The 21454-nt window shown below is 71.0% G+C and carries 23 protein-coding genes; 13 read left to right on the top strand and 10 right to left on the bottom strand.

What is annotated here, in order from left to right; translation table 11 throughout:
- The first annotated feature begins 178 nt into the window (after window positions 1-178).
- The 5 genes from ACLBYG_RS23000 to ACLBYG_RS22980 all read left to right on the top strand — a co-directional run bounded on the left by ACLBYG_RS23000 (window position 179) and on the right by ACLBYG_RS22980 (window position 4377).
- Window positions 179-1507 (top strand): MFS transporter, encoded by a 1329-nt coding sequence (locus ACLBYG_RS23000; protein WP_091682098.1) that lies wholly within the window; start codon window positions 179-181, stop codon window positions 1505-1507.
- A 90-nt stretch (window positions 1508-1597) separates the two neighbouring features.
- Window positions 1598-1987: a Rid family detoxifying hydrolase gene (locus ACLBYG_RS22995; protein WP_447683027.1), complete on the top strand. Its 390-nt coding sequence runs from the start codon at window positions 1598-1600 to the stop codon at window positions 1985-1987.
- 20 nt (window positions 1988-2007) lie between these two features.
- On the top strand, window positions 2008-2577 hold the full coding sequence (locus tag ACLBYG_RS22990) for an MOSC domain-containing protein (protein ID WP_447683051.1): 570 nt from the start codon (window positions 2008-2010) through the stop codon (window positions 2575-2577).
- 14 nt (window positions 2578-2591) lie between these two features.
- Window positions 2592-3539, top strand: a complete 948-nt coding sequence (locus tag ACLBYG_RS22985; protein WP_447683026.1) for a PDR/VanB family oxidoreductase — start codon at window positions 2592-2594, stop codon at window positions 3537-3539.
- A 553-nt stretch (window positions 3540-4092) separates the two neighbouring features.
- A complete protein-coding gene (locus ACLBYG_RS22980; RefSeq protein ID WP_234083251.1) occupies window positions 4093-4377 on the top strand; it encodes a helix-hairpin-helix domain-containing protein in 285 nt (94 codons plus the stop codon).
- 69 nt (window positions 4378-4446) lie between these two features.
- On the opposite strand, the gene ACLBYG_RS22975 is transcribed toward ACLBYG_RS22980, so the two are convergent.
- Both ACLBYG_RS22975 and ACLBYG_RS22970 read right to left on the bottom strand, forming a co-directional pair.
- Window positions 4447-4860: a thioesterase family protein gene (locus tag ACLBYG_RS22975; protein ID WP_091927586.1), complete on the bottom strand. Its 414-nt coding sequence runs from the start codon at window positions 4858-4860 to the stop codon at window positions 4447-4449.
- A 185-nt stretch (window positions 4861-5045) separates the two neighbouring features.
- Window positions 5046-5825 carry an alpha/beta fold hydrolase gene (locus ACLBYG_RS22970; protein WP_447683025.1) on the bottom strand — a complete coding sequence of 260 codons (780 nt, stop codon included), beginning with the start codon at window positions 5823-5825 and terminating at the stop codon, window positions 5046-5048.
- A gap of 271 nt (window positions 5826-6096) precedes the next feature.
- Here ACLBYG_RS22970 and ACLBYG_RS22965 point away from each other — a divergent pair, with 271 nt between their 5' ends.
- The 3 genes from ACLBYG_RS22965 to ACLBYG_RS22955 all read left to right on the top strand — a co-directional run bounded on the left by ACLBYG_RS22965 (window position 6097) and on the right by ACLBYG_RS22955 (window position 9044).
- Window positions 6097-7245, top strand: coding sequence for a hypothetical protein (locus ACLBYG_RS22965; protein ID WP_447683024.1), 1149 nt, complete (start codon window positions 6097-6099; stop codon window positions 7243-7245).
- 146 nt (window positions 7246-7391) lie between these two features.
- Complete coding sequence (locus tag ACLBYG_RS22960) at window positions 7392-8420, top strand: amidohydrolase family protein (protein WP_056524304.1); 1029 nt, start codon at window positions 7392-7394, stop codon at window positions 8418-8420.
- Window positions 8421-8588: 168 nt separating this feature from the next.
- Window positions 8589-9044, top strand: a complete 456-nt coding sequence (locus tag ACLBYG_RS22955; RefSeq protein WP_447683023.1) for a hypothetical protein — start codon at window positions 8589-8591, stop codon at window positions 9042-9044.
- Window positions 9045-9169: 125 nt separating this feature from the next.
- On the opposite strand, the gene repB is transcribed toward ACLBYG_RS22955, so the two are convergent.
- The 5 genes from repB to ACLBYG_RS22930 form a co-directional block, all read right to left on the bottom strand.
- On the bottom strand, window positions 9170-10246 hold the full coding sequence (gene repB / locus ACLBYG_RS22950; RefSeq protein ID WP_447683022.1) for a plasmid partitioning protein RepB: 1077 nt from the start codon (window positions 10244-10246) through the stop codon (window positions 9170-9172).
- Between the two features lie 4 nt (window positions 10247-10250).
- Window positions 10251-11426 carry a plasmid partitioning protein RepA gene (gene repA, locus ACLBYG_RS22945; protein WP_020096188.1) on the bottom strand — a complete coding sequence of 392 codons (1176 nt, stop codon included), beginning with the start codon at window positions 11424-11426 and terminating at the stop codon, window positions 10251-10253.
- Window positions 11427-11547: 121 nt separating this feature from the next.
- Window positions 11548-12885, bottom strand: a complete 1338-nt coding sequence (gene repC, locus ACLBYG_RS22940) for a plasmid replication protein RepC (RefSeq protein WP_447683021.1) — start codon at window positions 12883-12885, stop codon at window positions 11548-11550.
- A gap of 191 nt (window positions 12886-13076) precedes the next feature.
- Window positions 13077-14165, bottom strand: coding sequence for a replication protein RepA (locus ACLBYG_RS22935; protein WP_100253112.1), 1089 nt, complete (start codon window positions 14163-14165; stop codon window positions 13077-13079).
- 1430 nt (window positions 14166-15595) lie between these two features.
- The gene (locus ACLBYG_RS22930; RefSeq protein ID WP_447683020.1) at window positions 15596-15994 is read right to left on the bottom strand and encodes a RidA family protein; all 399 of its coding nucleotides are present in this window, start codon (window positions 15992-15994) and stop codon (window positions 15596-15598) included.
- Window positions 15995-16135: 141 nt separating this feature from the next.
- On the opposite strand from ACLBYG_RS22930, the gene ACLBYG_RS22925 reads away from it, so the two are divergent.
- Entirely contained in the window at window positions 16136-16723 is a 588-nt protein-coding gene (locus tag ACLBYG_RS22925) for a TetR/AcrR family transcriptional regulator (protein ID WP_447683019.1), read from the top strand.
- 348 nt (window positions 16724-17071) lie between these two features.
- Here the strand turns inward: ACLBYG_RS22925 and ACLBYG_RS22920 are convergent, their stop codons facing one another.
- Together ACLBYG_RS22920 and ACLBYG_RS22915 are read right to left on the bottom strand one after the other, a co-directional pair.
- Window positions 17072-17377, bottom strand: coding sequence for a hypothetical protein (locus ACLBYG_RS22920; protein WP_091927594.1), 306 nt, complete (start codon window positions 17375-17377; stop codon window positions 17072-17074).
- Between the two features lie 200 nt (window positions 17378-17577).
- Entirely contained in the window at window positions 17578-19077 is a 1500-nt protein-coding gene (locus ACLBYG_RS22915) for a carbohydrate porin (protein ID WP_447683018.1), read from the bottom strand.
- A gap of 152 nt (window positions 19078-19229) precedes the next feature.
- Here ACLBYG_RS22915 and ACLBYG_RS22910 point away from each other — a divergent pair, with 152 nt between their 5' ends.
- The 4 genes from ACLBYG_RS22910 to ACLBYG_RS22895 all read left to right on the top strand — a co-directional run bounded on the left by ACLBYG_RS22910 (window position 19230) and on the right by ACLBYG_RS22895 (window position 20441).
- Window positions 19230-19550, top strand: coding sequence for a PsiF family protein (locus tag ACLBYG_RS22910; protein WP_026605361.1), 321 nt, complete (start codon window positions 19230-19232; stop codon window positions 19548-19550).
- 241 nt (window positions 19551-19791) lie between these two features.
- Window positions 19792-20016, top strand: coding sequence for a hypothetical protein (locus ACLBYG_RS22905; RefSeq protein ID WP_020095939.1), 225 nt, complete (start codon window positions 19792-19794; stop codon window positions 20014-20016).
- Between the two features lie 13 nt (window positions 20017-20029).
- Window positions 20030-20239 carry a hypothetical protein gene (locus ACLBYG_RS22900; RefSeq protein ID WP_020095938.1) on the top strand — a complete coding sequence of 70 codons (210 nt, stop codon included), beginning with the start codon at window positions 20030-20032 and terminating at the stop codon, window positions 20237-20239.
- Complete coding sequence (locus ACLBYG_RS22895) at window positions 20223-20441, top strand: hypothetical protein (RefSeq protein ID WP_020095937.1); 219 nt, start codon at window positions 20223-20225, stop codon at window positions 20439-20441. The genes ACLBYG_RS22900 and ACLBYG_RS22895 overlap by 17 nt, the downstream gene beginning before the upstream one ends.
- Before the next feature lie 56 nt (window positions 20442-20497).
- On the opposite strand, the gene ACLBYG_RS22890 is transcribed toward ACLBYG_RS22895, so the two are convergent.
- The gene (locus ACLBYG_RS22890) at window positions 20498-20920 is read right to left on the bottom strand and encodes a hypothetical protein (protein WP_447683017.1); all 423 of its coding nucleotides are present in this window, start codon (window positions 20918-20920) and stop codon (window positions 20498-20500) included.
- Window positions 20921-21454 lie beyond the last annotated feature (534 nt).

Raw genomic sequence — 21454 nt, 5'->3', positions numbered from 1 at the left:
GGCCGCGCGACCGGGGCGCGGCACCGAGAGAGTCGCCCCCGCCTAGCGCAGGGGCTGCCGAAATGCACCTTGCGCCGCACCTTGCGCCGAGGCGCACTCCGGAACGCGCGTCGCCCGGCTGGCACGCCGCTTGCCTCCACAAGAATGGATTTTTATCCATCACAGTGGAGGATGTGCCGTGGCCGATACCGCGTTGCCCCTTGAGGCGTCCCCCGTTCTCGATGCCGGCCCGGTGCCGGTCGCCGACCGGCGCCAGATCGTCTGGTCGAGCGTCATCGGCACGACGGTCGAGTGGTACGACTTCCTGATCTACGGGACGGCCACGGCGCTCGTGTTCAACAAGCTGTTCTTCCCGAGCTTCGACCCGCTGGTTGGCACCATCGCGGCGTTCGGCTCCTACGCGGTGGGCTTCCTGGCGCGCCCCCTCGGCGGCGTCATCTTCGGGCATTTCGGCGACAAGATCGGCCGCAAGGCGATGCTGTCCCTGACCATCATCATCATGGGCCTCGGCACGTTCCTGATCGGGTGCCTGCCGACCTACGCGCAGATCGGCATCTGGGCCCCGATCCTGCTCGTGGCGCTGCGCCTGGTCCAGGGCATCGGGATCGGCGGCGAGTGGGGCGGCGCGGTCCTGATGGTGGTGGAGAGCGTCCCGGCGGAGCGGCGCGGCTTCTTCGGCAGCATCGTCCAGCTCGGCTACCCCCTCGGCGTCATCGCGTCGATCGGGGCCTTCGCGCTGTGCGGCTTCCTGCCGGAGGCGGACTTCCTCGCCTGGGGCTGGCGGATCCCGTTCCTGGCCAGCGCGCTGCTGGTCGGCCTCGGCCTGTTCATCCGCCTGCGCCTGCACGAGACGCCGGCGTTCCAGCGGGTGAAGCGGCGGTCCGCGGTGGCGCGCCTGCCGGTCATGGAGATCCTCACCGAGCACCCGCGCACCTTCCTGAAGGCCGTGGGCCTCAAGGTCTCCGAGATCGCCTACGTCAGCGTCGTGACCGTGTTCTCGATCTCCTACGTGACCGGCCAGCTCGGGCTGTCGCGCAGCATCATCCTGAACGGCATCCTGGTGGCGGCGGTGATCGAGCTCTTCACCCTGCCGGCCTTCGGCTGGCTGTCGGACCGCTACGGCCGCCGGACCCTGTTCGTCGCCGCCTGCCTGTTCTCGATCGCCTTCGCGTTCCCGCTGTTCACCCTGCTCGACACGCGCGACCCGACGATCATCACCCTGACCGTCGCGGTGGCCCTGAGCTTCGGCCAGGGGATCATGTTCGGCACCGGCGCCGCCTGGATGTCCGAGCTGTTCGACGCGCGCCTGCGCTACAGCGGCGCCTCGCTGGGCTTCCAGGTGGGCGCGGCCCTCAGCGGCGGCTTCACCCCGCTGATCGCCGCGGCCCTGCTGGGCTGGAGTTCCGGCGCGACCTGGCCGATCTCCGTCTACCTGATCGCCCTCGCCTGCATCACCCTGACGGCGACGCTCCTCGCCCCGGAGACGGCGCGGAAGCCGATCGACTGACCGGATGAGCCGCCCCGGACGCGCGCGGCGGCTTCCCATAGAGTGGATTATCGTCCACTATCTGAAACAGACCGACGCGAGATCGACCGCATGACGAAGCACACCATACGCACCGAGAAGGCCGCCCTGGCGGTCGGGCCCTACGCCCAGGGAATCCGGGCCGGCGGGCTGGTCTTCGCCTCCGGACAGCTGCCGATCGATCCCGCCACCGGCGCGTTCCCCGAGGGGGTCGAGGCGCAGACCCGGCGCTCCCTCGCCAACCTCGCCGCCGTCCTCGAGGCGGGTGGCGCCAGCCTCGCGAGCGTCGTGAAGACGACCGTGTTCCTCAAGGACATGGCGGAGTTCGCCGCGATGAACGCGGTCTACGCCGAGCACTTCCCGGGCGAGGCCCCGGCCCGCTCCACGGTCGAGGTCGCGCGCCTGCCGCGCGACGCCCGGGTCGAGATCGAGGCGATCGCGCTCGCCACGGAGGCCGCATGACAACCGAGGCGACCAGCACGATGACCGGCGAGACCGCACCCCGCATGGTCGAGGCCTTCGCGCACGCGGCCGGATCGGCCGCCGTCCGGGTTCCGGGCGGCGCCGCCGGCTGGGTCGGCAGCCTGACCCACATCCACATCGCCCCCGCGGCGAGCTACGAGATGGAGGAGGTGTCCGAGGCCGTGTGCGTGGCCGGCCGCGGGATCGAGGGCGACCGCTACTTCCTCGGCACCGGCACCTACTCGCCCAAGCCCGACGTGCGCGAGGTCACGCTGATCGAGCAGGAGGCCCTCGACGCCCTCAACCGCAACGACCCGCCCCTGCAGGAGGGGCCGCTGCGCCTCCTGCCGGGGGACCATCGGCGCAACCTCACGGTGCGCGGCGTGCCGCTCAACCACTTGGTCGGCCGGCGCTTCCGGGTCGGCGCGGTGATCCTGCGGGGCGGGCGCCTCAATTTCCCCTGCCGCTATCTCGAGGAGCTTCTCGGGATGCCGGTCTACCTGCCGCTCTACAATCGCTCGGGCCTGAACTGCGGGATCGAGAGCGGCGGCGTGATCCGGCCCGGCGACGCGATCGAGCTGCTGGACTGACGGAGCTGCGCGCGATGACGGCCCGCCTGATCATGAAGCTGCGCGTCGCCGACGCGGTCGCGACGACGCCGGAGGTGCTGCACCTCGGTCTGGTCCATCCCGCGCGCCCGGAACTCCCCGCCTGGACGGCCGGCGCCCACGTCGACCTGCGCCTGCCGGACGGGCGGGTGCGGCAGTACTCGCTGTGCGGCGACCCGGCCGACCGGAGCCGCTACGAGATCGCGATCAAGCGGGAGGCGGCCGGCCGGGGTGGCTCGGCCTGGGCGCACGAGACGCTCGCGCCCGGGGCGTTCGCCCACGTCTCGGCGCCCCGCAACAACTTCCTCCTCGACCCCGAGGCGCGCCGCCACCTGCTCGTGGCCGGCGGGATCGGGGTGACGCCCCTGCTCGCCATGGCGCGCGCGCTCGCCGCGTCGGGAGCGGAGTTCGCGTTCCACCTCTGCGCCCCCTCCCCCGAGGCGGCGCCGCTGCTGGCAGCGGTGCGGGCAGTCTGCGGGCCGCGCCTCCGGTGCTGGTTCGGGTCCGAGGGGCGGCGCTTCGACCCCGACGCCCTCGGCCCGGCCGAGACCGGGACCCACGCCTACGCCTGCGGGCCGCGGCGCCTCATGGACGCGGTCCAGGAGGGTCTGGTGGTGCGGGGCTGGCCCGCCGAGCGGGTGCACAGCGAGCATTTCGAGCCGCTGCGCGACGAGGGCTTCGTACCGGAGCCGTTCGAGGCGCGCATCGCCTCCACCGGGCAGGTGCTCCACGTGCCCGCCGACCGGTCGCTGCTCGACGTGCTGCGCGGCGCGGGGCTCGACCTGCCCTCCTCCTGCGAGCTCGGCGTCTGCGGCGCCTGCGAGTGCGGCTATCGCGACGGCGCGGTCCTCCACCGCGACGCGGTCCTGCCGCTCGCCAAGCGCGGGAGCCGCATGATGCCCTGCGTCTCGCGTGCGCGGGACGCCGTGACGCTCGAGCTCTGACGGTCGGACCCGCGCTGCGGCGTTATCAGACGTGTGGCCCCGCGCGGGCGACGACGCCGGCCGCCTCGCCGCGCGGCCCGCGCGACCGTGAGCTGCGCCAGCGCGCCGCACGATTCGGATCAGCGAACCTCACGCGGCGGATGGCGATGCCGGTCGGGCTGGGTTAGCCCGCCTCGACAGTGCCATCGCCGTGGGGCAGTGCCCCGCCCGCCAAGAGGAGGTTGTGAGAATGAGCCGATCCACGCTGTCCATCAGCGCCGGTCTGGCGGCGGCCGCAGTCGTCCTGGCGGGCCTCTGGATCTCCTACGGGCCCCGCCCTCACGCGAGCCGCGACAGGCAGGCGTCCACACCGATTCCCGTGTCCAAGCAGGACCGATCCGGGATCGACCCGCAGGGCGAGGCCATCCGGTCCGTCTATCCGGGGCCGAACGCCGGATCCGCCCCGCGCGTCGCCCCGGCACCGCGGAACGCGACAGCCGCCCCCCCGTCGTCCCTGGCGGCAACCCCGCCCGCATCGCCGCCCGCATCGCCAGATGCCCCCGCGGCGAGCGGGGTGGCGAAGCCGGCGGCGCCGCCGCAGCAGGCCGAGGGCGCGCCGGGCTCCGGCCAGCCGCCGGCCTCTCCGGGCCAGGGCGTCGACCTCAACACAGCGTCCGTCGAGGAGCTGAACGCCCTCGGGGCCGGCATGATCGGGCGCCGGATCGTCGCGTTCCGGCCCTACGGCTCCCCGGAGGATCTCGTGACCCGGCGTGTCCTGAAGAAGGCCGATTACGAGGCGATCAGGGCTGCCGTCGCGGTGCGGCAGACCGAGTCCGCTGGCGCGGGCCGCCCGGATTGAGGGTCGAGGCCCGTCGGCACCGAGCCGGGCTCGCCGGTCCCACGGGTGCCAGGGGCCACGGCCCGGACGCTACGCGCGCTTCGACGGGGCGGGCTGTTTGGCGGCGAGACGTTTGCCGAGCCGCTCGATGTCGACGATCATCCGCTCGTGCGTCCCGGCCCCGATCTGCTCCGACTCGTCCCAGGCCGCGACGCGGAACTGGATCTGGCGTCCGGCGACACCGACCACCTCGGCCTCCGCCCGGACGCGGTGCCCGACCGGGGTCGCCGCCATGTGGGTCACGTCCACCTTGGTCCCGACGGCGCTCTCGCCGGGATCGAGGTACTGGCGGACGGCGTTCAGCGCCGCGTTCTCCATGATCAGGACCATCATCGGCGTGGCGAAGACCGGCGGCAGGATGTTGTCCTTGAACTGGCTGGCCAGATGTGACGGCCCGACCAGCATGGCGAAGCTCCCCTTCGCCCCCAACGGGATGTCCTGCATGCGCGCGCTCCAGATCCGTTTCGGCCCGATGACCGATAGGTAGGGCCGAGGGACCGCGTCCGGACATCCCGGGACCTTCGCCGCACGCAGCCCAGCCCCCTCCCCGCCGCCCGGCCAGGCACGGGAACTCCGGACCGGGCCGCTGGGAAGAGAGGGACGAGCGCCCGCAAGCGAGCCGCGTCCGGTCAGCGCCAACGGGGGGGCTGGCCGGCCGCCTCGAGGATGAGGTCCGCGATATCCGGAGCGCGCGAGATCAGGGACAGGTGGCTCGCCCGGAGCTCGACGGTCCGCGCATTCATGCGCTTGGCCATGAACCGTTCGAGGTCCGGGTCGATGGTCCGATCCTCGGTCGACACCGCGTAGAAGCTCGGCTTCGAGCGCCAGGCGGCCTGGGTGGTCCGTCCCGTCAGCAGGGCCTTGCGGAACGGCTGCTGGACCGCGAACAGCACCCGCGCCTTCTCCACCGGCAGGTCGCCCGCGAAATCCCGCAGGAACGCCGCCTCGCTCAGGCGCCCCTCGTCGCCGTCGAACACGATGCCGGCCGAGGCGGGCGGGGTCGGGTAGGCCTTCGCCAGCGCCGCGTAATCCTCGTTCGCGTCCGGCGCCCGCGCCGCCACGTAGACCAGCGCCGAGACCTTCGGGTCGATCCCGGCTTCGGTCACGATCATGCCGGAGAACGAGTGGCCGACGAGGACGGTCGGTCCCTCCTGGCGGGCCAGCACGCGCTGCGCCGAGGCCACCGCTTCCGCGAGGGTGGTCAGCGGGTTCTGCACGGAGGTGACGGAGAGGCCGGCCGCCTGCAGGTGCGGGATCACCTCCGACCAGCACGACCCGTCGGCGAACAGCCCGTGGACCAGCACGACGTTGCGCGCCCGCGGGAGGTCCTGGGCGGTGGCCGGTCCGGGCAGCAGCGCGGCGGCCGCGCCGGCGGCAAGGGTGCGGGTCAGCGTTCTGCGCGTCATCATGGGGGCGCCTCCATCCGGACTCGTCGATGCGGGACGTACCGTCCCTGTTCGCCGCCGGCGCGGGAAGGATACAGCCTCGGGCCGCCCAGGGCGCATCTCGGCGCGCATCTCGGCGCGACCCGGCGGCCGCCGGGACCGCGCGCGGACGGGAACATCCGCGCGCAAGCGTCCCGGGATGTTACCCGGATATGCTGCGCGATGCTGGACGAGGGCGGCCTTTCAGCCTCTCATGGCGGCACGAATTGAGTAAAAATCGGGAGAGGAAACCGAGATGCTGCGACGCGTGCTGCGTCGGCTGACGGCTGCGGCCTCGCTGACAGTGCTGACATTCGCCGTTCCGGCCTTCGCCGAGGAGCCGCTGCGCTTCGAGGTCGATCCGGCCTGGCCGCAGCGCCTGCCGAACGACTGGATCATGGGTCAGGCGGCGGGCGTCGCGGTCGACGCGCAGGACAATGTCTGGGTGATCCAGCGGCCGCGCACCCTCACCGACGACGAGAAGGCCGCGAGCCTCGATCCGCCCCGCACCCGCTGCTGCAAGCCGGCGCCCCCGGTCCTCATCTTCGACCAGGCCGGGCGCCTGGTGAAGTCCTGGGGCGGCCCGGGCGAGGGCTATCAGTGGCCCCAGAACGAGCACGGCATCCACATCGACCACAACGGCTTCGTCTGGCTCGCCGGCAACGGCGACACCGACGGCCAGATCCTGAAATTCACCCCGGACGGCAAGTTCGTGCTGCAGATCGGCAAGCAGGGGCCGCAGACCGACAGCCGGGACACGAGCCGCCTCGGCAAGCCGGCCGGCATGATGGTCGATCCGGAGACGAACGAGCTCTACGTGGCCGACGGCTACTACAACCACCGCGTCATCGTGTTCGACGCGGAGACCGGCGCGTTCAAGCGGATGTGGGGCGCCTACGGCAAGCCGCCGACCGACGACAAGCTCGGCCCCTACGATCCGGCGGCGGCCCCGTCCCAGCAATTCGCCAACCCGGTGCACTGCGTGCAGGTCGCCCGCGACGGCCTCGTCTACGTGTGTGACCGAACCAACGACCGGATCCAGGTGTTCCGGAAGGACGGCACCTTCGTGAAGGAGATGTTCGTCGAGAAGAACACCCGGGCCAACGGCTCGGTCTGGGAACTCGCCCTGTGGCCGGACGAGCGCCAGACCTACCTGCTCAACGCCGACGGGGCCAACAACGAGGTCCGCACCCTGAGCCGCGACACCGGCGAGATCCTCGGCCGCTTCGGCCGCAACGGCCGGATGGCCGGCGACTTCCACTGGGTCCACAACCTCGCGATCGACTCCAAGGGCAACGTCTTCACCACCGAGGTCGACACCGGGAAGCGGGCGCAGAAGTTCCTGTTCCGGGGCGACATGGTGCTGCGCAAGCGTGCCGCCCTGCCGGAGGGCGGCGCGCGATGATCGCGGCGGCCGATCCGGCCACGCCGGTCGCCGGCGCGGGCTGCGCGTGCTGCCTGCCCCGGCGCGGCTTCCTGGGCCGCCTCGCGGGGCTGGGGGTGGCGCTGACGGCCGGCGCCGCGCGGGCCGAGCCGTCGCGCTACACGGGTCTGGTGATCGACTGCCACGGGCACTACACCACCGAGCCGGCCGCCATGCTGGACTGGCGCAAGCGCCAGATCGGCGCGCTCAACGACCCGGGCCAGTCCCCCAAGCCGTCGGACCTGCAAGTCAGCGACGACGCGGTGCGCGCCAGCGTGAGCGGGCGGCAGCTCAAGCTCCAGTCCGAGCGCGGCATCTCCCTGGCGCTGTTCTCGCCGCGGGCCGGCGGGATGGGCCACCATATCGGCACGGCCCGCACCAGCCTCGACTGGTCGATCGTGTCGAACGACATGATCCACCGGGTGACGAGCCTGATGCCGCAGAACTTCGTCGGCGTCTGCCAGCTGCCGCAATCGCCGGGTGTCTCGCCCAAGAACTGCACGGCCGAGCTCGAGCGCTGCGTCAAGGAACTCGGCTTCGTCGGCTGCAACGTCAACCCGGACCCGTCCGGGGGCTACTGGACCGATCCGCCCCTCTCCGACCGGTTCTGGTACCCGCTCTGGGAGAAGATGGTCGAGCTCGACGTGCCCGGCATGGTGCATGTCAGCGCCTCGGCCAATCCCAACTTCCACGCGACCGGGGCGCACTACATCAACGGCGACACCACCGCCTTCATGCAGTTCGTGACCTCGGACCTGTTCAAGGACTTCCCGACGCTGCGCCTCATCATCCCGCACGGCGGCGGTGCCGTGCCCTATCACTGGGGGCGCTACCGGGGGCTGGCCCAGGACATGAAGCGGCCGCCGCTGTCCGAATTGATGCGCAACGTCTTCTTCGACACCTGCGTCTACCATCAGCCCGGCATCGACCTGCTGCTCAAGGTCGTCCCGCGCGAGAACGTGCTGTTCGCCTCCGAGATGGTCGGCGCGGTGAACGGGGTCGATCCCGAGACCGGCCACGCCTACGACGATACCAAGCGCTACGTCGAGGCCGCGGCGATCCCGGACGCGGACCGGGCCAAGATCTACGCCGGGAACGCGCTGCGCGTGTATCCGCGCCTCGCGGCGCGGCTCCGGTCGGCCGGCGTGACGCCGTAGGGCCGCCGAGGGCCCCGGAGGAGTCGCAGAGGCGGGGCGGACCCGATCGCGGATCCGCCGGCGCGCGCCTGCCGGTGACCGGGCGAATGTGTCTCAGATCGACGGCGCCGCCGCGCGAACGATGTTGGTCCCAGGGCCGGACCGGCGGGTGAAGCGGGGATGTCGTTCATGAGGGTCACGATCTGCGCCGTCGCACTCTGCCTTGTCGCGGGCCCGGGCCACGCTCAGGAGGCCGGACAGACGGTCGTCGGCGAGGGCGACTGGGTGCTCAGGAAATCGGCGGCCCCGTCGAGCGGCGACGCCGCCTGCGTTCTGGCGCCGAAGGCGCGGTCGCGCATCCAGATCGTCGGCGACCGCATCGAGATCACCGGCCTACCGAAGAATTCCATCTTCAATTATCAGTATCGGATCGACGACGGAGCTGTTTCAAACGCGATGTTTCCCACAACGCAGATGCAGGACGCCGGAGTTATCACGCTGAATGGGGACGTATTGAAAGACATTCTGGCCGGTCGACGCTTCAGCATCCGCCTGCTGGACCGATGGCACGAGGCCATCACGGAGGAGATCAGCCTCTCCGGGCTGCGCGGCCTGATCGACAAACGGGCCGAGGCCTGCAGGTAGCCGGCGCCTCACGCAGCGCGCCGGAGCCCCCTCCCCCGTGCGGGGGATCGCGCGCGGCGGATCTCGGGGACCGGCGGCCTCGCGACCGGTCCGCCCCGGCGGCGCGAGGCCCGCGCGGCGCGACCTCAGAGCCCGGATCGCTCCGGACCGCGCGCCTGCTCGCGCTCGTAGGCCGCGAACAGCTCCGGGAGGCGGGCGACGAGGAAGTCGCCGAAGGCGGGATGGAGCGTCTCGTCGATGATCACGCCCACGGTCGTCGGGGTCCGCTCGATGCGCGCCAAGCGGCGCCCGTCCTCCGCCAGCCCCGCCTCCGGCCCCGCGCGGACCACCGGCGGCGCCAGGGCCGGGACCGGCGCCACGGCCGCGTACACGCGCACGAACCGCTGGTCGGAGGACAGGGTCGCGAAGGCGTCCGCGGCGACGATCTCATCGACCCGCGCCCGCATCTCCGGGCTGGCGAGGCGATCCGCGAGGCTCATCCACCGGCGGCGTCCCGCCTTCGGGGCGGGACCGATGGCGGCGATCACGGAATCGGGCAGGGCGCGCCGCGCCGCGATCAGGCGCGACAGCTCGGTCTTGTCGACGAGCAGGGCGGCCATGATCACGTCGCGCCCGTGCCCGAGCCGCTCCAGCGTCAGGGCGAAGGCGGCCCGCTCGATGAAGCTGAGATCGGCCCGCGCGTTGTTCTCCTGACCCTGGGCGACGACGAGTTCGGCATCCGTGAGCGTCCGCACCAGCGCGCGGACCGGTCGGCCGAGCGCGGCGGCGGCCCGCAGCCGCCGGTGGCCGAACGCGACCTGATAGCGCCCGCTGACGGTGGGATGGGGCCGCACCAGGATCGGGGTCTGCTGCCCCTGCGCCCGGATGACGGCGACGAAAGCGTCCTCGCCGGGGCCGTCGATCACCGGCAGCCGGTCGGGGGCCGGCGACGGGTCGACGAGGCTCGGATCGAGATCGACCGCGACGCTGCCGGACCTGAGCTGGTCCTCCGCGGCGCGCGCCGAGACGACCTCGGAGGTCAGGCGCTCCAGGGACCGGCTCATCGCGCCGACCGCGCCGCGGCCGGTGAAGCTGGGAACGGCCGGGGCGGGGCCCCGCTCCGATCGCCCGGCCGCCGCGTCGTCGCGGGGCGAGTTGACCGCGGTCAACTCGGTCTGGTCGGCCGGATCGAGCAGGCCGGCGAGGAGGTTCTTGCGGGCCATCGGATCAGCGTCCCCATGCCGTGCGGATCAGCGCCTCGATCTCGCCGTTGACCGCGTCCAGGCTCTCCATCGCGCGGTCGTAGGTCGCGCGCGTGAACTGGTCGCGACTGACCTCGAACAGGGTCTGCTTGGTGATGCCGGCATCCGAGACCGCCGTGCTCTTCAGCATCGCGTTGGTGAGCACGCGCTCCCCGAACAGGGTCCGCATGAACGCGACCATCTGGGTCTGCGGACCGTCGGTCGGCTCGTAGCGCGTGACGAGGTAGCGCATCCAGTCGTAGTTCATGTCGCCGCCGGCCTTGGCGACGACCCCGAGCATCTCGGAGGTCATCAGCAGGAATTGGCACATCGACATCACGTCGAGCATCTGCGGATGCACGGTGACGAGCACGCTGGTCGCCGCGCACAGGGCCGAGAGCGTCAGGTAGCCGAGTTGCGGCGGGCAATCGACCACGACCACGTCGTAGCGGTCGGCGACCGGCGCCAGGGCCTGGGCGAAGCGCGTGAAGAACAGCGAATCGCCGTCGCTGCTCCGCTGGAGGAGGGCGCGCGGTGTCTCGTGCTCGAACTCCATCAGCTCGAGATTGCCCGGAACGAGGTCGAGCCCTGGGAAGTAGGTCTTCTGGATGACGTCGGTCAGGGGACGGCGCGCCGCGTCGTACCGGATCGCGGCGTAGAGGGTCTCGTTGTCCCGCACGTCGAATTCGGGCTGGATCCCGTGCAGGGCCGACAGGCTCGCCTGCGGGTCGAGATCGACGGCGAGGACGCGGTAGCCCTGCAGCGCCATGTGCTGCGCGAGATGGGCCGCCGTGGTGGTCTTGCCCGAGCCGCCCTTGAAGTTCACCACCGCGATGATCTGGAGATGCTCCTCGGCCCGCCGCTCCTTCCGGTACCGCCGGCCGGTCTTGGCCCCCTCGTCCAGCATGCCGCGCAGCGCCTGGATGTCGGCGCTCGAGTAGGATCGCCGCCCGGACGGCCCGATCTCGGGAGCGGGCCCCTTGCCGTCGAGCGAGAGGCGCCGCAGGTAGCCGTCGTCGACCCCGATCAGCTTGGCGGCCTCGCCGGACGAGAATCGCCGCAGCTGCTTGCGCGCCTCGGGCGGGAACAGCCGCTGCCGGTGCGACTGCAGTTTGGCCGACAGCGCCTGCGCGTCGCCGGCGATCAGATCGTGCATCGCCATGGAGGTTGACCCCGAAGAGGGTAGGGCGGCGAGCGCCGCGGGGCTGGCCACGGTTCCGAACTCCTGTCACGGTTTTCGCGGCCGCAAACGCCGCCGCACCGTGACAAGATCACAGTCAACCTTAACAGAATGTTGACGCTCGCGCCGCCCCGCTTCCGAGCGGGCGAGCGTGTTGACCGCGGTCAACTCCCGCGACGCGGAGGGGACCGCTTGGGCCGTCGGCTGACGCTCGACGGCGCTGGCGCCACAGGGCGAAGAGCATCGGCCAGGCCGAGAACCGGCCGGAGTGGGCCTTCCGCGTCAGATCGCGGAGATAGGCGCCGGGCGCGCCGATCGACTCGGCGCGCTGGAGGATCGCCGACAGCGCCACCAGCGCGTGGTCCCGCCCCATCGCGGCCAGGGCCGCCTCCCAGACGTCCGGGCCGATTCCTAGCGCCGGACGAACGACCTCCGCCGCGCCGGCCAGATCGGACCAGCTCCGGATACCGTCGCGGGCGTAGAGCACGACGTCGGGACAGGCCTCGAGCACTATCGGCAGAGGCAGGGGCGAGGGGAGGGAAGAGGGGACCGGCGCGGGGAGGGGACGCGGCTGGCCGGGCGCGGGAGCGACGTCGGCTCGCGCGGCTCCGGCCGGGCCTCGCCGGGGGCACCGTTCAGAATCGTCAGCAGGATCTGGATCTGAATTCTGATGGTGGCGCTCACCGTGAGACGCAGTGCCGACCATTTTCGGCGCATTCGCCAAACTTGGCAGCCACTTGTCCACCTCCCGGCGCAGCGCGCGCAGCGGTTCGGCGGCGGCGTGCAGGTGGGGCTCGCCGGCGGTCCGACCCGGCATGCCGCCGCAGGCCGCGAACCGGTCCGCGAGCGCCGCCCAGGGCCCGGACCATCCGGATTCGGCGGCCAGGGCGAGGATCTTCGACAGGTCGCGGCGGTGCAGGGCGATCTCCTCGCGCAGGAGCAGGCGCCGGCGCGCGGCCGCCCGCACCGCCCGGGCAAGAACGGCGAATTCCCCCGCGCGCGCCACGAGCGGCGTCAGGTCGAACCCGAAGGCGCGCGCGATCGCGCCGGCACCGTCGCGGCGCGCGTAGCGCTTGCCGTTCGGGCTGTCCCGCCGGATCACCAGGCCGGCCGCGACGAGCTGGGCCAGCGCGCGCCGCAGCGTCGCCGGGGACGGGCCGTGCGACCGCAGCGACAATTCGCGGTTCGACGGGAAGACCACGAGCGGCGAGCCGGGCGACAGCGCCGTCTCGGGATGGAACGTGAGCAGCGCGCTCAGCACCGCGAGGGCGCGGTCCGAGACGGCGAGGTGATCCTTCGCCTCGGTCACGTCGCGGAAGATGCGCCATTTGTGCCCGACCGCGTCGTCGGGGCAGGCCTTGGCCGCCGCCTGCGCGGCCATCATGCCGAGCGAGAGCGGTCGCCGCCCGAAGGGCGTCGTGGGTTCGTGTCCGGGAAGCATGGTCCTCGCCCGCGATGAGGCAAGAGAGCAGCGCCCGCCGAGGCGATGGCCGCGTCGCGTGGTTGACGGCGATGTCCGGGAGTGATTCTCTGAGGTTGTCCAGACGACAGAGAGGGCTTCCGGGGCGAACGTCTCGGGGGCCTTTTCTTTTGCCGGGTTGCTCCGTCTAGAGGAGTGGGGGTGGGCCGCCGTCAGGCGCGCGCGGCACCGGCCGGCGTCAGCAGGTCCGCGCTCTCGCAGGGGCCCGTCTGATCCGGGACCCGCGCGGCCTTGCGCGCCCGCGGCGCGGCACGGGCGCGACGGGTCGGGCCCCCCGCGACGGCGACGAAGGCGCGCCGCAGCTCCGCCGGGTCCGAGTGCCGCAGCACCAGACCCTCGGCCGTCATCGCGACGTTGGCTTCCGGGTACGCGTCGAGGGTGCGCTTGATCGATTCCGAGAAGGCCTGCTTGAAGCGGGAGGCGAATTCCGAGGAGCCGAACTGCGCCATCAGATCGCGCCAGGTCAGCAGTTCGCTCTCCCCGCGCGACAGCAGCGGCAGCCGGTAGCAGAGGTACACGAGGATATCGATCGCCATGGCGTTGTGGGCGACCTGGCGCAGCCTGGCGGTCGGCACCGGGATCGAGTGCCGCGTGAAGCGGTCGTAGGCGTTCTGGCTGAGCATCAGCGCTTCCGGCCAGCGCATGGCGCTGTGTCCCCCGGCAGCCCAGACCTCGAGGTCGTCATCCTTGAACGCGCCCCCCTCGATCAGGCTCTCGCGCTTGAACACGTGGCCGCCCTCGTCGCCGTTCAGGACCATCGTGAAGATGGGGAAGCTCAGCCGGACGAGCTGGTCCTTGGTCGGCCCGATCGAGCCCCGCTCGCCGCCCGTGACCGGCAAACCGACGGCCTTCAACCACTCGGTGATCCGCCCCATCTCCATCCAGCGGTCGCCGGCGCTCCGGCGCGGATCGCGGGCCTCCGTGGCCAGCCACATGGAGAGGAGGCGCGCCTTGGGTCCGAACGGGACGCCCACCTCGATCTGGCGCCCGTTGGGCAGGACGAACCGGGCCGGCTCGACGGTCAGCGAGAAGCGACCGTCGCGCCGGTTCCACGGCTCCATCGTGTTCTTGGGCCGGCGCAGCGGCAGGCCGGCGATGCAGAAGCCCTTGTGGAGGAACGACACATCCATGCGGCCGTCGAGCGCGGGACCGAGCCCGGTCGTCGGCCGGTCAGCTCCGGCCTCGGGGCGCAGCAGGCTCTGCTCCCACAGGCTCAGCTGGCGGGTCTCTGCCGCGTTCATGCCGGTCTCGCTCTCCTCGTGCCGAGCACAGGGCAATTTGGAGGCTATCAGTCGCGAGTCGCCGACCGGGCGCAATCATCGGGTTTCCAAATCTCAGCGCGCCGACCGGGATTCTTTACAAAACTCAGCGTCGGCGGCCTACGGCCGCACAGCGGTCGAGCCGCGACGGCGTCCCGGCACGGCTGCGACCGCCGTTGGCGCCGGTCGCGGCGGCGCGAGTGCGAAAAATCAGCGCTCGCCGACCGTCCGCTGGCAAAAGTCAGCGTGGCGCACGCCGTCGGTGACGGGTGAGGGCGCTTGGCGACCTTCCAAACCGCGGCAAGCGCGTCCACCTGCGCTGATTTTTGTAAGTCCCGCGCCGTCGGACACCGCTGGGGCCGCGCTGAGTTTTCTCAGGAGCGGACCCGGGGGCGCTGATTTTTGTAAGCGGTCGCGTCGCAAGGCCCGGCATCAGCGCATTGGGTGGCCACTGACCGGCGACGCGTCTCGGGCGCGCTCGGACGCCACTGGACAGAGACGCGAGGCGGGCGATCAGCCGAAGGGTGGCGACCCGGCCTGCTCGGGACCTCGCCGACGCGCTTCCAGCGGCGGACCGTAACCCGCGCGCCCGTGAGGCGGCGTGAACCGATCGGCAGGGACGACCCAGATGCGAGCCGCGCACCGCAGGATCGGGATGGTGGTGCGGCGACGCGTCGGATGGTGGCGTCGCTGACCGGCAAGGTCCCGTGATCCGGAGACGGTCGGGCATCCGGTCGCGGCCCGCGACGACGCGGTCGGTGACCGCCCGAGACAGATCGATGCGAAGTGGAGCGAGACAGGCAGGGGAGGGGAGGACGTCTTCGGGCCGCTCGCGCGACGGGCGTCGGCACCGGGCCGGTCATGGACGCCCCGTGCGCCCCTGCGCGGGCCGCGCGTCCCGTTCACTCATCGCCTGCGAAGTTCCAGGGCGTGCCGCGTCGCGGGCGGCAAGTTGTCGCTCGAGGACAGAACGCGCGCATCCGAGGTGAACCGAATCTTCCTGTCGTTGTTTACGCTCGCCACCGAGGAGCGTTGACGACGTGACACCCCGATACGGTGTGTGACGCGGCGCTCCGGGCCGTCTTGCCTTCCCGGAGCGCGGTCGCGCGCCGCGATCTCTGTCGACGCCCGAAGATCCGATTTGTCAGGAGGAGATCCATGAAGGGATTCACGAAAATCGTGTCGTACGCGGCGGCCGCGGCGGCGGTCTGCATGCTCGCGGTTGTGGTGGTCCAATCGGCGGGGCTCCTCGCTGGGTGATGGACCCCACGCGGTGATCCAAGTTCAAAGTTCGTACGGGGTCAGGAGCGATCGTCTAAATCTGTCTCATCGACGATGATGCCGGTATCGGGACCGTGGAGGAACAAGCGGCTTGGCGATTCTTCCCGGCATCGTCCGAGCCGAACACCGACTCAGACCGGGGTCGGAAGACGGGCGATGACCTTGATCTCGAAGTCGAATCCCGCGAGCCAGGTCACGCCGACGGCAGTCCAGTTCGGATAGGGCGGTTGGCCGATCATTACGTCGCGTACCGCCATCACTGTGTCGAACTGCGTTTCAGGGTCGGTGTGGAAGGTTGTCACGTCCACTACGTCGTCGAAACTGCAGCCGGCCGCCGCGAGAACGGCGTTCAGCCTGTCGAAGGCACGGCGAACCTGCGCGCCGAAATCCGGTTCAGGCGAGCCATCCTCGCGGCTGCCGACTTGGCCGGAGACGAAAAGCAGGTCGCCGGACCGGATCGCGGCCGAGTAGCGGTGCTTGTCGTAAAGGGCTTGCCGTCCGGGCGGAAAGACTGCATCGCGCTTCGACATATCGCGTGTCCTCTGCGAAGGGTGCCGATGGCTTCCATCGACCTCGCGGCACCATTCACATACGCCGCGTATGTAGGGGCATCGTGACATACGCGACGTATGTCAACACATGCGGGCCTACGTGAAGGATCGAGGCATCCTGTGGCATCGGGACGGCGCGCGCTGAAGATGGAGGAAACCCGCGCGCGGCTGATCCGCGCGGCGCGTGCAGCCTTTGCCGAGAAGGGCTACGCAGCGGCGTCGATGGATGAGCTGACGGAAGCGGCCGGCCTGACGCGTGGCGCGCTCTATCACAACTTCGGCGACAAGAAGGGCCTGCTTCAAGCCGTCATCGCGCAGCTCGACGCCGAGATGGTCGCTAAGGCGCGGGTCGCGCGCGCGAGGGCGCCAACGCCCTGGCTCGGCTTCCTCGACGAGGGCGTCGCCTACATCGAGTTGGCCCTCGAGCCGGAGATCCAGCGCATCGTGCTCCTCGACGGACCGGCAGTGCTGGGCGATCCGTCGCGGTGGCCGGGCCAGACCGCCTGCCTGCGCACGACGACCGAGACGATCCAGGCCCTCGTGGAGGCCGGGACGGTCAAGCCTGTCGATGCCGAGGCCGCGGCGCGCCTGATCAACGGCGCGGCGCTTAACGCCGCGCTCTGGGTCGCCGCGTCCGACGATCCGCCGGCCGTCCTCGCCAGGGCCACCGAGGCCTTCCGGTGCTTGGCGAACGGCCTCCTGAAGTAGGCCGCCCCGCCGGTCTGGACGCGTCATCCGCAGGCGCGCGCGACGCGTTCGTCGGGGGACATCTTGCAGGGTGGCCTGCGCGCAGACAGCGAGAGAGGAGACGACAACGACGTCTGCCTCGAACCCATGTCGCTCGAAGGCGGACCAGCCGGAAGCCATCCATCTGAGACGTTCAGGCGGGCGTCGCGCGATGACGGAAGCTGGCCGAGAGCGGAATGGCCGCCGTGGAGCGCGACCGCTGCGAATGCGGACGGCCTCCCACCGACCCGACCCTGCCGTCAGAGCGTATCGGCACGTGTCCCGGAAGCTGATCTCCAGCGTGCAGAGACCGGACGATGCGCGCCCTGCTCAGTGCGCCGGCGATCGGTCCGATGCGTCCGACGAGCGCTTCTTCCTCTTGCGCTTGCTCGCTTTCAAGACCACGTCCGCGTTGTCCTCGGCGATGCGCTCAGCCAGCGCGAAGTCGTGAAGCTCCGCGGTCGCGCCCTCGGTAGCGGTCCGCCCTTCTGTCACGGCGTAGAACGCGGCGCGGACGATCTCCTTCTTGCTCGCCTCCGGATGCCGCTCACGGATGGCGGAACGGATCGCCTTCGGCTTCATGCCCGGCGCGGCGATCCTCCTCAGCGTGTCCGCGATCTCCCGGATCGATGCCATACCGCTACCTTCACCTGACCCCTTCTGCCGGCTCACAAACCCGTCAGCCGACGGGGCGTTCCGATACCGCGGCCACACAGGCGGCTTCCCGCGCGCGACGTCCCGCACCCGCGGACGTGAGCTCGCGCCGAACCGCCGCGCTCCTCCCGAGACCGCAACGCGCTCGGCGCGCGGGGGCACGCAAGCGGGCCGCGTTCACCTCAGTAGCGGGTGATGGCACGCAGGCCGAACACCGCGGCGCCGCGCACCCGCTTGCCGTCAGGATCGCGCGGATTGGCGATCCCGCCACCCGGATGGGCGATGTACTGCACGGTCGGCTGCAGGGCGATGCCGGGCGCGAGCACGGCCTGATAGGTCGCCTCGAGCAAGATCTCGGCGCTCCGGCGGGGTGCGGGTGTCGTGCTCTGGAGCGCGGCGATCGCATCGAGCCGGCGTGCCGCCGGGGAGATGCGGGTGATGCCGACGGCGAGGCCCAGCGTGTCGTCCGACCGTCCGGGGATCAGGCCGCGATAGGCGATGCCGCCGTCGATGTAGAGATCCACCAGATTGCGGTCCCCCGGCGAGACGGACGCACGCAGGAAGACGCTGGCGCCGTCGTTGGGATCGTCCGGCTCTTGGTAGATCGTCTGGTCGATGAGCCCGTAGAGGCCCGAATTGCCCGAAACCCTCCGATCGAGGCCACTCACCGGATCCGGCGTGAGGGCATCGACGCGGCCGAAGCGGTGCCAGCCGCCCAGCGTGACGGTGCCCGGCCGGCCTTCGGAACCCGGACGGGTGTTGTAGGCGTAGGCGACCTCGGCGATGACGAGCGGGGGGTCGGAGACGGGGAAGCGGATACCGTTCGGATTGCGGCGCTGCGGGTCTACGCCCGAGCGGGGACGGCCGCCGCCGGGTGTGCCGTCGATCACGCTCGCCTGGAACGAGAGATCGGGCGTCGGGACGTACTTCAGGCGGACGGTCGGCGCCGAGAGCGGATAGGCCGGCCCTCCGTCCACCATGTTCGCGGCGAAGATCTCCGGCCAGCCGAAGGTACCGTTGGTGAACAGGATGCTGGTCTGGCTCACCATGTACTCGGTGTCGGCGGAGAGCTGGCCGATACGGACGGACAGCCTGTCGTCGAACAGGCTCTGCTCCAGCCACAGCTCCGAGAGCCGCGAAGCCGGCAGGGCCTCGATCTCGCTGATCGTCATGAGGTTGCCGACGCGGCTGCGGGAGGCTCCGCTGCCCTGGATCTGGTAGACGGTGGCGTGGGCCGTCGCCCCCTTCCACCCGGCGAGCGTGTCGAGATCGACATCGACGTCGAGATCGAGCAGCGTCAGGCCCGTGGAACCCCGCCGCAGGCCGCCGCGCAGGTTGCGGTAGGTCTCGGCCACACTGATCAGGCCGAAGGTGATCCCGCGGCTCTCCAGGAAGGCGCGGTACCCGCCGGGATCGCCGGCGGCCCCGAGGAGGGGCTGGAACGAGGTCGTGACCTCCGCCGCGCGACCGGCCGAGAACACGGGCTGAGCGACCGAGGTCTGCGGATCGCCGCCTGCGCCGGAGGGTGAACCGATGGCGAGGCCCTCCGCGGCGACCCGCGCGGCCGTCGCCAGCGGATCCGCGGCCGGTTCGGCCAAGGCACGGCCGACCGGTGCGATGAGAACGAGCGTGATGCCAGCGAGGGCGCAGATGACAGAGCGCACCAGGACCTCTGGAGACATCGGGCTCGGCGAACGAAGGCATAGCCTCGTGACCATTCGACGACGGCGGTGGCGAGACCTCGCCGCGAATTGATGGGACAGACGCGGCACTGACGCTGGCTCGTACAACCGCAGGTCGCTAGGGTTCTCCGCATCACCGGAGGTCCTCCACCGTGCGTACGCTCGCTCTCGCCTCGGCCCTCGTCTTCGCCTGCACGGTGTCCGTCCGAGCGCAGGCCCCCGCACCCTCGGCGGCTCAGACCGCGCAGCGGGATCGGATGAAATCCTGCAACGTGGATGCTGGGACGCAACGGCTGTCGGGCGCCGCCCGCAAGAGCTTCATGGCGGATTGCCTCGCGGGAAAGAGCGCCGCGCCGGCCAAGGAGCTGACGCCGCAGCAGATGAAGATGAAGAGCTGCAATGCGGATGCCTCGGCCAAGAGCCTCAAGGGCGCCGAGCGCAAGGCGTTCATGAGCACGTGCCTCAGAGGTTAGTCGCCTGCGCCCATACCGCGTCCCTGTTCGGCTTCTGACCAATGTCAGGGCTGCGTGAAACGGATGCCGTTCGAGATACCGACCGATCTCGGGCGTCCTGAACGTCACTCGGGCTTCCACGAAGCGGTCGACGTCCCCCTCACTCTCCCCCCGCTCCGTCGCGGAACGGTTTTGCCAGCCTCGCCGTAACTGACCCATCGAGCCGCGACGGCGCGGGTCAGATGGCCGAGGCGGTCCCAGCATGAAGCGCGCTCCCTTCCGCATCCTGATCCGCATCGAGGGCGATCGGCGCGTCCTGCGCGCGACCTCGGAGCGCGAGGCGGCGCTCAAGGCCGAATCCGTTCTCCGGCGCTACGACGTCCTGCCCGGCGGCGCCGGCCTCATCATCGAAGCGTCGGACACCCGGGCGAGCGCGCGCATCGCGGCCTATCTGGCCGACGTCGCGCTCGAGATGGAAATCGCGTGATCGGCCTCCGAGTATGACGGTCTCGGACAGCGCGGTCCCCTACGTGCTGGGCGCTGCGGCGGTGCGCTCGGTCGAGGTCATCGACGGCGGCGGCACACTGGCGATCCGATTGCGGTCGCCCGACGACAGTGAGTTCTGCGTCCTGCTGCCGATCGGTGTCGTGGGCGACCTCCTCTTTCAACTCGCGGATGTGATGAGCGTCAGCCTTGACCCACGCCCATGACCGAGAGGATGCCCACCTGGGCGAAGGGGATGACCCGGTGCTCGACGCGGTCGCCGTGCTTCGGTGCCGCGGGTACACGGTCGAGCCGGATGACGACTGCGCGCGCTGGCGGATCGACGGTGCTGACTGGATCACGCTCAGCGACCTGTTCGCGCGGGCTCTGCGGCTCGGCTTGAGAGACGGGCCGGGACGCGCGCAGTAATCCCCGGCCAGACCCGGAGTTGGACCGCTGAGGGATCGACCGGCGGGATCAAACACCTAGTTGATCAGGCAGAAGCCGGCTTCCGCCCTGTCGACGCCGCCGACGCGCCTCCCGGTCTCGCAACTCGGGGCGACGGCGCGCACCGCTTGGACACGCGGCGTTTCGGCCGGCGGGCGGAGGAGGGTGTGCTGTGGCCGAAGCTCCGGCTCGCGCGCTTCGGCCGGCGTGTTCGCCACCGCTGCCGCGGCCGCCGCAGGAACGGCCGCAGCGATGGGGGCCGGCGCGATCGCGATGGTGGGACGGTAGCCGGCACGGCCGCTCGGGGCCGTGTGGGTCGCGGCGACAGACGGAGGCAACGCGGGTCGCTGCGCCGTCGACGACCGCCCGAAGAACAGACGCCCGCGCCCGCGCGCCTCGACGGTGTCGATGCTACCCACAAGTGTAGAGATCACCACACCTGCCACCAGCCACGCGCGCATGATGTCCCCCACCGCACGCGAGGAGTATGGCAGCGAACCAATTCAATAGTGCTGCCATGACCTTTCAAATTCGATTGATTTGATGAATGCAGAGCGCGGGATCTCCGCGCGCCTGACCTGTCGGCACCGAGCCGCGATCGACCGGACAACGCGATCCCTCGGCAAGAGCGGCTCCCGGCGTGCCGATGACCGATTGCGCCGTGCACCGTCCGCCGTGTCGCGTGCTGAGCCGACCGATACGGTGTGGCCGCGCAGCCGGGAGGACACGCCCCCGCGGCAAGTCTCGCGGGCAGGACTTCCGGGCACGACCCACCGGCAAGCCTTCTTACGCCCCCCGGACCCGCGGTGCCGGAGACCGGGGCCGAGACAGCCGGACGTCAGGTACCGGGGCGGCCCAACCAACGACACCCTGGAGCCGCACCGCCCGGCGGGCCGCGCCGTGCCGGAGGGCCGGATGAGAACGGTGACTCCACCCGTTCTCGATCGAGGGCCCATCGCCCGCCGGATCTCCTGCCCGTGTTTCGACGCCGCAAG

The organism is Methylobacterium sp. D53M (assembly GCF_053345625.1).
The sequence above is the reverse complement of the archived record's forward strand: the minus strand, read 5'-3'. Positions and strand labels throughout refer to the sequence as shown.